The organism is Rhodococcus baikonurensis (assembly GCF_040489275.1).
Classification (GTDB): Bacteria; Actinomycetota; Actinomycetes; order Mycobacteriales; family Mycobacteriaceae; genus Rhodococcus_F; species Rhodococcus_F baikonurensis.
Genome location: NZ_JBEUOQ010000009.1, coordinates 213,921 through 225,595 on the forward strand (window position 1 = coordinate 213,921; position 11,675 = coordinate 225,595).

At 63.8% G+C, this 11,675-nt stretch carries 6 protein-coding genes; 5 read left to right on the plus strand and 1 reads right to left on the minus strand.

What is annotated here, in order from left to right:
- The first annotated feature begins 5 nt into the window (after nucleotides 1-5).
- From ABWI03_RS21545 to ABWI03_RS21565, 5 genes are all read left to right on the plus strand, one after another.
- A complete protein-coding gene (locus ABWI03_RS21545) occupies nucleotides 6-959 on the plus strand; it encodes a cutinase family protein (RefSeq protein ID WP_298776701.1) in 954 nt (317 codons plus the stop codon).
- A gap of 206 nt (nucleotides 960-1,165) precedes the next feature.
- Nucleotides 1,166-2,161, plus strand: coding sequence for an LLM class F420-dependent oxidoreductase (locus tag ABWI03_RS21550; RefSeq protein WP_298776696.1), 996 nt, complete (start codon nucleotides 1,166-1,168; stop codon nucleotides 2,159-2,161).
- A gap of 182 nt (nucleotides 2,162-2,343) precedes the next feature.
- A complete protein-coding gene (fadD32, locus tag ABWI03_RS21555) occupies nucleotides 2,344-4,233 on the plus strand; it encodes a long-chain-fatty-acid--AMP ligase FadD32 (RefSeq protein WP_003943899.1) in 1,890 nt (629 codons plus the stop codon).
- A gap of 37 nt (nucleotides 4,234-4,270) precedes the next feature.
- Nucleotides 4,271-9,196 (plus strand): polyketide synthase Pks13, encoded by a 4,926-nt coding sequence (gene pks13 / locus ABWI03_RS21560; RefSeq protein WP_298776693.1) that lies wholly within the window; start codon nucleotides 4,271-4,273, stop codon nucleotides 9,194-9,196.
- Nucleotides 9,193-10,734 carry an acyl-CoA carboxylase subunit beta gene (locus tag ABWI03_RS21565; RefSeq protein WP_095969492.1) on the plus strand — a complete coding sequence of 514 codons (1,542 nt, stop codon included), beginning with the start codon at nucleotides 9,193-9,195 and terminating at the stop codon, nucleotides 10,732-10,734. Before pks13 ends, ABWI03_RS21565 begins: the two co-directional genes overlap by 4 nt.
- Here the strand turns inward: ABWI03_RS21565 and ABWI03_RS21570 are convergent.
- Nucleotides 10,731-11,642: a LysR family transcriptional regulator gene (locus ABWI03_RS21570; protein ID WP_298776688.1), complete on the minus strand. Its 912-nt coding sequence runs from the start codon at nucleotides 11,640-11,642 to the stop codon at nucleotides 10,731-10,733. The genes ABWI03_RS21565 and ABWI03_RS21570 overlap by 4 nt on opposite strands.
- Nucleotides 11,643-11,675: the final 33 nt, after the last annotated feature.

Sequence of the window (11,675 nt, forward strand, 5' to 3'; positions counted from 1 at the left end):
GGGTCATGGCGAGGTCTGGAAAGCGTCGTGGGTGCCTGATCCCGCTGCTGATCATTCTTGTGGTCGCAGCGGTCGTGATCGGCGGTTGGTACATCCTGGCCGGGCGGGTGCCTTCGCCGACTCCGATCCCGCCGAGTCCGGAGCCGCCGGTGTCTCAGCCGGCCAGTTGCCCCGATGTCCAGGTAGTAGCCATACCGGGTACGTGGGAGTCGAGCGCTGCCGACGACCCGTACAACCCGACGGCCAATCCGGCGTCGTTGATGCTGAACGTGACCCGTCCTCTGCAGGAGCAGTTCGATACTTCGAGGGCCGACGTCTACACCGTTCCGTACGTCGCACAGTTTTCGAATCCGGTTGCGATCCCGCCGGACGGACAGCAGTCCTACAACAACAGTCGGGCGGCGGGAACTACTGCCACTAACGACTTTCTGATGAAGCGGCACGCCGAGTGCCCGCTCACGAGCTACGTCCTGACCGGATTTTCCCAGGGCGCGGTGATCGCGGGTGACGTCGCCGCGAGCATCGGTGACGGTACCGGTGCGGTACCGGCCGATCTGGTTCTCGGCGTCGGTCTGATCGCCGACGGTCGGCGCGATCCGGCGTTCGGGAACACCGTTGGCCCGAGCGTTGCCGGCGTCGGTGCCGAGCTGTCACTGAACGGGCTGAAACTTCCCGGTCTCACGATGACCGGCCCGAGGCCCGGCGGGTTCGGTGACCTCAACGATCGGACCTATCAGATCTGCGCGCCCAGTGACGGTATCTGCGACGCTCCGGCCGCCGCTCTCAATCCGACCAACTGGCTGAGTTCGGCGCCGCGCCTGCTCGAGTACTACAACAACCCTGTGCACGCGATGTACAACTCCTTCCAAGTCGATCCGAACGGCACGACGGCCACCCAATGGATGGCACAGTGGGCTGCGGAGAAGATCGACGCCGCGCCGACGCCGCCCCACAGTTGAGTCACCGCCGCACTGTTGATTCGTCACAATCGGGCGTCTCGGGAGTTCGCTCGCGGGTAATCTGCTCGTTTGGTCCCGGTAGAGTGCTGCACGGTCCGGGGGCTTCCTCTACAGTGCTGTCACGTAAGTGACTGGCGAGTAGGTTCGATTTGTCCGGTTTCAAAGTCCGAGTACGACGTACGTGTCCATCACAGGAGAATCGTTATATGAGTTCCACCCACGGCAGCGATGCCCTACGCAAATTCCGGTTTGCGGCCGGTGGCGAGGGCAACGCCGAAGAGGGTGGTGCGCGACGCTTCGTCAAGCTTGCGCAGAAGGCCGAGGAACTCGGCTACGACTCGTTCATGATTCCGGATCACCTGGGTAATCAGGTCGGCCCGATTGCCGCTCTGGGAGCGCTCGCGGTGGCCACGGACAAGATTCGTCTCGGCACTGCCGTGTTGGCCAACGGCTTCCGTCATCCTGCTGTGCTCGCGAAGGACGCGGCGACCATCGACGTGCTGTCCGGTGGTCGACTCGAACTCGGTATCGGCGCAGGCTGGATGAAGGAAGAGTTCGACAAGGGCGGTATCGCCTACGAAAGCCCCGGCGTTCGAATCGAGAAACTCGAGGAGTCTCTGCAGATTCTCGACACACTGCTGCGCGGGCAGGAATGCACTTTCGAAGGCAAGCACTATCAGGTGCGTGGTCTCAAGGGCAGCCCGCGACCGCGGCAGGGCCCGCGGCCGCCGATCATCGTCGGTGGCGGCGGACCGAAGATGCTCGCTCTCGCCGCGAAGTACGCGGACATCATCTCGGTCGCCACACCGACCAACCGTGACGGGCGACTTCTGCTCTCCGGAATCACGATGGAAAAGACCATCGAACGTGTCGAGCGCATCCGCGAAGCTGCCGGCGAGCGTTTCGATGAGATCGAACTCAACTGGACCATCACCATGATCATGATCACCGACGACCGAGAGCAGGCTGCGGAGATGGCAATCGCCGCTCTGGAGCAAGGTTTTCCGCCGAACATCGAAGTGGATCGTAAGCTGAGCGTGGAGGAGTTGCTGAACTCTCCATACCTGGCTGTGGGCACTTTCGAGGAGATCGCAGACCAGATTCGACTGGTCCGCGAGAAGACGTCGATGTCGTATGTGGGGGTCTTCCCGACGCAGATGGAAGCGTTCGCCCCGATCATCCCGTTACTGGCGGGCGAGTAGGCCGGAGAATACGGACGATGCGAATCTGTAACATATCGATGGTTTGGGATCGATGAAGTGATTCAGGTGAGTTGCGCACAAAGTGCGATTCGATTGATCGAAGATGGACCCGAGAGAGCGAAGGAAGTCTGGGGCGCAGGCATGAAGGACAGTGCTTGTGTGATCGCTTCGGAGGAGATGGAATGAACGCGCTGTTCGATGGCTTTCTCGACGAGAAGGGCCAGATTCGCCTGCAACCAGGCTTCACGCTGGTCGACTACGTCGAGCAACACTCGCGTGTCAACGCGGACGAGCTCGCGTATCGGTACATCGATTACTCACGCGAACGTGACGGTGAAGCCCTGGAGCTGACCTGGGAGCAGTTCGGTGTGCGTCTGCGCGCTGTTGCGGCCCGTCTGCAGCAGGTCACCAAGCGTGGCGACCGTGTCGCGATTCTTGCTCCGCAGGGGCTCGACTACGTCATTTCGTTCTTCGCCGCCATCCAGGCCGGTTCCATCGCGGTGCCGCTCTTCGATCCGGACGAGCCCGGGCACACCGACCGTCTTCACGCTGTTCTCGGTGACTGCAAGCCGACTGCGATTCTGACTGCCGCATCGTCGGCGGCCGGTGTTCGTCAGTTGTTCCGCTCGCTTCCCGCTGCCGAGCGTCCGCGCATCATCGCCGTCGACGCGATTCCCGACACCGTCGGTGAGACGTGGGTTCGTCCAGACATCGAACTCGACGACATCGCGTACCTGCAGTACACCTCCGGTTCGACCCGAGTTCCCGCCGGCGTGGAGATCACCCACCGCGCTGTCGGAACGAACGCGCTCCAGATGGTCGACTCGATCGAACTCAACGAGGATTCACGCGGCGTCACGTGGCTGCCGCTGTTCCACGACATGGGCCTGCTGACGGTCATCCTGCCTGCTCTGGGCGGCAAGTACATCACCATCATGAGCCCGCGTGCTTTCGTGCAGCGGCCGTACCGGTGGATCAAGGAACTGGCTGCGGTCTCCGACGGCGCCGGCACCTTCGCTGCCGCTCCCAACTTCGCTTTCGAGCACGCTGCCGCGCGCGGCCTGCCGAAGGACGGCGAGACCCTCGACCTGAGCAACGTCATCGGACTGATCAACGGCAGTGAGCCGGTCACGACGTCGTCGATGCGCAAGTTCAACGACGCTTTTGCTCAGTACGGTCTGCCCAAGACTGCGATCAAGCCGTCGTACGGCATGGCCGAAGCGACGCTCTTCGTCTCCTCGACCAAGCATTCCGACGAGGCCAAGGTCATCTACGTCGACCGCACGGAACTCAACAAGGGCCGCATGGTCATCGTCGACCAGTACTCCGAGAACGCCATCGCGCAGGTCTCCTGTGGGTACGTCTCGCGTAGTCAGTGGGCGGCGATCGTCGATCCCGAGACGCTGACCGAGGTCCCCGACAATCACGTCGGTGAAATCTGGTTGCACGGCGAGAACATCGGCATCGGCTACTGGGGACGCCCCGACGAGACGGCGGAGACCTTCCACAACAAGCTGGACAACCGGCTGAGCGAAGACAGTCACACCGAGGGCACGCCCGCGGATGCCAACTGGATGCGTACCGGCGACTTCGGCGTCTACGTCGACGGCGAGCTGTACATCACCGGTCGCGTCAAGGACCTCGTGATCGTCGACGGCCGCAATCATTACCCGCAGGATCTCGAGGCTTCGGCTCAGGAAGCCAGCCCCGCCCTGCGCCCCGGCTTCATCGCTGCGTTTGCCGTGCCGGCCAACCAGCTGCCCTCCGTCGTGTTCTCCAACACGCATTCGGGTCTGAAGTTCGACGACGACGATTCCTCGGAGCAGTTGGTCATCGTGGCCGAGCGTGCTCCCGGCGCAGGCAAGGCCGATCCGCAGCCGATCGCGGACACCGTGCGTGCGGCGATTTCTTCCCGTCACGGCGTTACAGCCCGAGACATCCTGCTCGTTCCTGCCGGTTCGATTCCGCGAACGTCCAGCGGCAAGATCGCTCGCCGCGCATGTAAGGCGAGCTATATCGAGGGAACGCTGCGAGGCGGCTATCAGCAGACCGCATTCCCCGATAGCGTTTGAGGAGCAGTCCCTTCATGATCGGTGGCTTGGTGAGTTGATGGTTGAACAAGATGGTGCGCAGAGCAAAGACGTCGTGAGCGAGATGAGTGTCGCGCAGCTGCGGGAGTGGCTTCGCAATTGGATCGCCAACGCGACCGGTCAGCCGGTCGGGGCGATCACGGACGATCGCCCGATGGAAGAGTTCGGGCTCGCTTCGCGAGACGCAGTCGCTCTGAGCGGAGACATCGAGGATCTGCTCGGCGTCACGCTGACCGCCACGGTTGCCTATCAACACCCCACCATCGCTTCGCTGGCGACTCGGATCATCGAAGGTGAGCCCGAGGCGCCGGAGGAGACCGTCGACGCGTCGTACTACGTCTCAGGCGGCGCGACGGACGCGCACGACATCGCCATCGTCGGACTGTCCACACGATTCCCCGGTGCCGGGCACACGCCTTCGGACATGTGGGAAATGCTGGCGGCCGGACGCGACGGCATCAGCGACCTCCCCGAGGACCGCTGGGCCGAGTTCATGTCGGATCCCGCCATCAAGGCCGCGGTCGAGAACGCCAACACCAAGGGTGGGTACCTCGACGACGTCAAGGGCTTTGACGCCGAGTTCTTCGCGATGTCTCCGCTCGAGGTCGTCAACGTCGATCCGCAGCAGCGCCTCGCGCTCGAGCTCGCGTGGGAAGCGCTCGAGCACGCGCGCATTCCGGCAAGTGGGCTCAAGGGCAAGCAGGTCGGTGTTTTCATCGGCAGTTCCGCCAACGACTACCAGCTGCTCGCGGTCAGCGATCCGACGACGGCGCATCCTTACGCGCTGACCGGAACGTCGACGGCCATCGTCGCTAACCGTGTCTCGTACTTCTTCGACTTCCGTGGACCGTCCATCGCTCTGGACACCGCATGCTCGTCGTCGTTGGTTGCCGTTCACGAGGCTGTGCGTTCGCTGCGTAGTGGTGATTCCAACATCGCGCTGGCCGGTGGCGTCAACATGCTGCTGGCCCCTCCCGGAACCCTCGGTTTCGACCAGACCGGGATGCTCGCTCCCGACGGCAAACTGCGTGCCTTCTCCGCACAGGCTCAGGGAATCGTTCGCAGCGAGGGCGGCGGACTCGTCGTGCTCAAGCGTCTCGAAGACGCCGAGCGTGACGGCGATTCCATCCTCGCGGTGATCGCCGGATCCGCGATCAATCAGGACGGCCGTTCCAACGGTCTGCTCGCACCCAATCCCGATGCCCAGGCCGACGTGCTGCGTTTCGCGTACCGCGACGCCGGCATCCTGCCGACCACCGTCGACTACATCGAGGCACACGGGACGGGTACCGATCTCGGTGATCCGATCGAGGCCGACGCGCTCAGCCGTGTCGTCGGTCGTGGCCGTGACGACGACAAGCCGGCACTGCTCGGTAGTGCGAAGACCAACTTCGGGCACCTGGAGGCAGCGGCAGGCGCCGCCGGCCTCATCAAGGTCGTTCTGGCGATGCAGGAAAACAAGATTCCCGCGACGATCAACTACCTGGGTCCGAACCCGCACATCGACTTCGAGAAGGCACACCTGCAGGTGACGCCCGAGGCCACCGACTGGCCGCGCTACACCGGCAAGGCCGTCGCCGGTGTTTCCGGTTTCGGTTTCGGTGGTACCAACGCGCACGTCGTCGTCAAGGAATACGTGCCTGCCGAGACGGTAGCGGATGCCCCTGTCGTCGATGCACCTGTGGAAGCCGAGAGCACCGTTGTGCTGGCTGTGTCCGGCGCGCTGCCGTCGCGTCGTCGTCGCGCAGCTGCAGATCTGGCCGACTGGCTCGAAACCGAAGAGGGAAGCAAGACGCCCCTCGCCGACGTCGCGCGCACACTCGCGCGTCGCAACCACGGACGCTCGCGCGCCGCTGTTCTGGCGAAGACGCGGTCCGAGGCCATCAGCTCGCTGCGCGCCGTCGCCGCAGGCAAGCCGGCTCAAGGAGTCTTCTCGGCCGACTCGCCGTCGCCCAAGGGTGCGGTGTGGGTGTTCTCGGGCTTCGGCTCGCAGCACCGCAAGATGGCCAAGCAGCTCTACACGGAGAACTCGGCTTTCAAGGCAGCCGTCGACGAGGTCGACGCGCTGATCCAGGACGAGGCCGGTTACTCGATGGTCGAGATGTTCCTCGACGACTCGATCGAGTACAACGTCGAGACCGCACAGGTGGGAATCTTCACCATCCAGGTCGGTCTTGCCGCGTTGCTGCGTCACCACGGCGCCGAGGCGGAAGCCGTGGTTCCGCACTCGATGGGTGAGGCCGCTGCTGCGTACGTTTCCGGTGGTCTGAACCTGGAAGACGCTGTCCGCGTGATCTGTTCACGTTCACGGCTGATGGGTGAGGCCGAGGGCGCGCTCGTCGGCGACGACATCCGTCTGATGGCACTGCTCGAGTACAGCGCATCCGAGATCGAGGCGTTGCTGCCCACGTACCCCAAGCTCGAGGTCTGCGTCTACGCAGCTCCGACGCACACGGTGATCGGTGGACCGCAGCCGGACATCGAGGCGATCGTCGCGGCCGCCGAGGCTGACGGCAAGATGGCGCGTGTCCTGCAGACCAAGGGTGCCAGCCATACTTCGCAGGTAGATCCGTTGCTCGGTGAGCTTGCCGCGGAGTTGGCCGGTATCGAGCCGACGACGTTGAAGCTCGGTGTCTACTCGTCCGTCGACAAGGACACCTTCTACCGTCCCGGCCACGAGCCGATCCATCAAGAGGCGTACTGGGTCAAGGGTCTTCGCCACAGCGTGTACTTCACCAACGCGGTGCGCGGTGCGGTTGCCCACGGCCACACCACCTTCGTCGAGCTCGCACCCAACCCGGTGACGCTGATGTCGGTGGCGGCTACCGCTTTCGATTCGGGTCTGCACGACATGGAGCTCATCCAGACGCTCAAGCGTAAGGAAGACGAGTCCGCGGGTGTGCTTGCCGCTCTCGCGCAGCTGTACGTCCACGGTCATGCCGTGAACCTCGAGTCTCTGCTTCCCGCAGGCGATTTCGCTTCGGTGCCGCGCACCGCATTCGTGCGTAAGCCGTACTGGCTCGACATTCGCGTCAGTGCCGGCGGTTCGGCCCGCGTTCCCGGTTCGCACGTCGCTCTGCCCGACGGCCGTCACGTGTGGGAGGTCGACGCTTCGGCCGTCACCGACCTGGCGGTGCTCGTGACTGCCGCTGCCGGACAGGTTCTTTCGGACGTCGCTCTGACGGCTGCGGTTCCCCACGGTGAGCTGGCCGGTGCTGCGACCCTGACGACAACTCTCAACCCGCACCCGGGTGGAGCGTCGGTGCAGGTGCACGCTCGTGAGGGCGCTACGTTCCGTTTGCTGTTCGACGCCGTCGTCACGTCCGGTGAGCCGCTTCCCGAGCTGGTCGTCAGTGCGCCGGTCAAGACCAGTGCGCCGATGGAAACCCTGGCCGAGGTCGTCGAAGACGCCGGAGACAAGTGGGATCCGAACGGTTCGCAGAGCCTCGACGACCGCCTCAAGATCGTCGTTGCCGAGTCGATGGGGTACTCGCCGGAGGATCTTCCGGCCGAGGTTCCGCTGATCGAACTGGGCCTCGACTCGCTCATGGCGATGCGTATCAAGAACCGCGTCGAGTACGAGTTCGACATTCCGCAACTCCAGCTCCAGGCAGTCAAGGACGCGAGCCTCAACGAGGTCAACAAGTACCTGCGCTACGCGATCGACAATCGCGAAGAGGTTCAGGCGATGGCCGACAAGCAGGCCGCGGAGAAGCTGGCGGCCGATGCTGCTGACGAGGACGCTGCTCCCGCCGAGGTGTCGGTGGAACTGCCGGCGACTGCTCCGGTTGCTGCCGCGCCTGCCGATCCCTCCCGTGCCGGAACTGCCGACGACGCCGGCTCCGACGTTCCGCCGCGAGATGCGGCCGAGCGCTTGACGTTTGCGACGTGGGCCGTCGTCACCGGGAAGTCGGCCAAGGGCATCTTCAACGATCTGCCGATCGTCGGTGACGAGGTCGCCGAGAAGCTGGCAGCTCGGCTTTCCGAGCGTGCGGGCGGCGAGATCACGCTCGACGACGTGCTCGACTCCACCACCATCGAAGAACTCGCGGACGTCGTTCGCCAGTACCTCGAGGACGACGGCAAGATCGACGGACTCGTTCGTACGCTGCGTGCTCGTCCCGAAGGCTCCACGGCCGTACCGGTATTCGTCTTCCATGCTGCCGGTGGTTCGACGGTGACGTACGAGCCTTTGCTCAAGCGCCTGCCTGCCGGCACGCCGATGTACGGGTTCGAGCGGGTCGAAGGCTCGATCGAAACCCGTGCTGCGGCCTACGTTCCGCTGCTTCGTGAGATCCAGGGTGACGGGCCGTACGTGCTGTGCGGCTGGTCGTTCGGCGGCGTGATGTCGTATGCGGTCGCGAAGTTGCTGCGTGAGCAGGGCGCTGACGTGCGTGTGGTCGGACTGCTCGACACCGTCATGGCCGGCGAGGTCGTGCCGGACACCGAGGCGGAACGACGCAAGCGGTGGGAGCGCTACGGCAAGTTCGCCAAGCGCACCTACAACCTGGATGTGCCGCTGCCGCTCGATGTTCTGGCTTCCACCGAAGCCGACGAGGATCAGATCCAGATCTTGATGGACATGATCAAGATGAGCGGCGCCAAGATTCCCGGCGGCATCATCGAGCATCAGCGGACGTCGTGGTTGGACAATCGCGCCATCCAGACGGCCGAGTTCAGCAGCTACGACGGCGACGTCGTGCTCTACATGGCCGACAAGTACCACGACGAGCTGATGACGCTCGAGCCTGCATTCAAGACTCGCAAGGCGGATGGTGGCTGGGGTGACTACGTGAAGAACCTCGAGGTCGTCTACATCGGCGGGGACCACCTGCAGATCGTCGACGAGCCGTACATCGCGAAGGTTGCGGCAGACCTCACCACCAAGCTGGCCCAGATCGAGACAGCTCAGACCAAAGCAGCGGAAACCGGAGTTCAGAAGTGACGACAACCACCGCGGAGAAGCTCGCTGAACTCCGCGAAAAGTTGGAGAAGGCAAAGGAACCCGGCTCGGCTCGGGCCATTGCCAAGCGCGATGCAGCAGGGCACAGTACGCCGCGCCAGCGCATCGACATGTTGCTCGACCCCGGTAGCTTCATCGAGATCGGTGCCCTGGTGAAGATGGCGGGCGAGGGCAACCCGTACAGCGACGGCGTCATGACCGGTCACGGAACCGTCGACGGGCGTCCGGTTGCCGTGTTCGCGCACGATCAGACGGTGTTCGGCGGTGCCGCCGGAGAGATGTTCGGCCGTAAGGTCGCGGCGGTCAACGACTTTGCACTGAAGGTGGGCTGCCCGGTCGTCGGTATCAACGATTCCGGTGGAGCCCGTATCCAGGACGCCGTTTCCTCGTTGGCCTGGTACGCCAACATGGGTTCACGTCAGGAGCCGCTGTCGGGGCTGTGCCCGCAGATCTCGGTCATCCTCGGCAAGTGCGCCGGCGGTGCCGTGTACGCCCCGATCAACACCGATGTCGTGGTCGCGACCGAAGAGTCGTACATGTTCGTCACCGGACCCGACGTCATCAAGTCGGTCACCGGCGAAGAGGTCAGCCTCGAGGACCTGGGCGGAGCGCGTAAGCAGGCGGAGTACGGAAACATCCATCACGTCGCTCCCGACGAGAAGGCTGCCTTCGACTGGGTGCGTGAGTACCTGAGCTTCATGCCGTCCTCGTGCCAGGAGAAGGCTCCGCTGATCAACCCGGGTCTCGAACCCGAGATCACCGAGTCGGATCTCGAACTCGATGCCTTCATGCCGGATGCCGACAACGCCGGCTACGACATGCACGACATCATTCTCCGGATCTTCGACGACGGAACCTTCCACGAAATCGGAGCCCAGGTCGCGCACAACGTGATCACCGGGTTCTCCCGCGTCGACGGACTGCCCGTCGGTGTCGTGGCCAACCAGCCCACCTACCTCAGTGGCGCCCTCGACGCGGACAGCTCCGACAAGGCCGCACACTTCGTGCGCCTGTGCGACGCGTTCAACATCCCGCTCGTGTTCGTCGTCGACACACCGGGCTTCCTTCCCGGCGTCGATCAGGAAAAGGTCGGCGTCATCAAGCGCGGCGGACGTTTCCTGTTCTCGTACATCGAAGCCACCGTGCCGAAGGTGACCGTGGTGGTTCGTAAGGCGTACGGCGGCGGTTACGCCGTCATGGGCTGCAAGCAGCTCGGTGCCGACATCAACCTCGCGTGGCCGACCGCACGTATCGCCGTGATGGGCGCCGAGGGTGCCGTCAACATCATGGGACGTCGTCAGCTCGCCGAGGCGGGCGAGAATGCTCCCGCAGTGCGTGCGCAGCTGATCAACTTCTACAACGAGTTCGTCGCGACGCCGTACATCGCGGCCGAGCGCGGATACATCGACGCGGTGATCGAGCCTTCGCAGACGCGTCTCGAAATCCGCAAGGCTCTGAAGTTGCTCAAGGACAAGACGATCTTCAAGAACCCGCGCAAGCACAACTTGATGCCGCTCTAATTCCGGCTGTCACCGAGAGCGTCGAACTGGCGGCGTAGCGCTTCTATCGCCGCCAGGACGGCCGGCCTCTCGCTGTCGGTCCGCCAGGCGAGGTAGATGTCTCGCCCCAACGGCGGAACCGTGTCGAGCATTCGAACACCTTCCGGCGGTACAACTCTCGCCAGTCGCGGAATCAAAGCGACGGCGAGACCCTGAGCGACGAATTCGACCTGGGTGGGAAACTCGGCGACCTCGTACTCGATTCGAGGGTCGAACCCCTGCGCACGCAGGGTCCTGACGGTGAAGGTGTGAAAATCCGTTCCCCGCGTCCACGTCGCCCAGGCATGCTCGGACAGCTCGCTCAGTGCGACAACCTTGTTCTCCGCCAGCGGATGTGATGCCGGGAGTGCAAGTAGCGCCACGTCGTAGTACACGGGTGTGAAGGAGAGTCCGTCGGGAAGTTCGACGGGCAGAGTGCTCCAGCTGTCTACCACCACGACGTCGAGGTCGCGGCGAATCAGTGCGGGGAGCAGTTCTTCGGATTCGCCTTCGTTGAAGGTGATTTCGAGCTGTGGGTGTGCGTGCCTGATCTCGGCGATGGCTCGCGGCAGCACCGTCCTGCTGGGGGAGACCAGGGCGCCGATACGTACGCGGCCCGTCACTTCGCTCTGCAGCGACGCGATTTCCGCCTCGGCCTGAGCAAGCGTCGAGAGAACCTCTGCGGTTCGGCGCGCGAGGATCCGGCCCGCTTCGGTGAGTCGCACACCGCGGCCCTGTGGTTCGAGGAGCGGAACACCGACCTCGCGCTCGAGTTTGTTCAACTGCTGCGAAATGCCGGACGGTGTGACATGCAAGGTACGGGCGGCTGCCGCCACTGATCCGTTCTCGGCGACAGCGTGCAGGGCGCGAAGTCTTTCGAGATTCAACACGGTAGTAATACTACTGAATATACGGTCTGAACA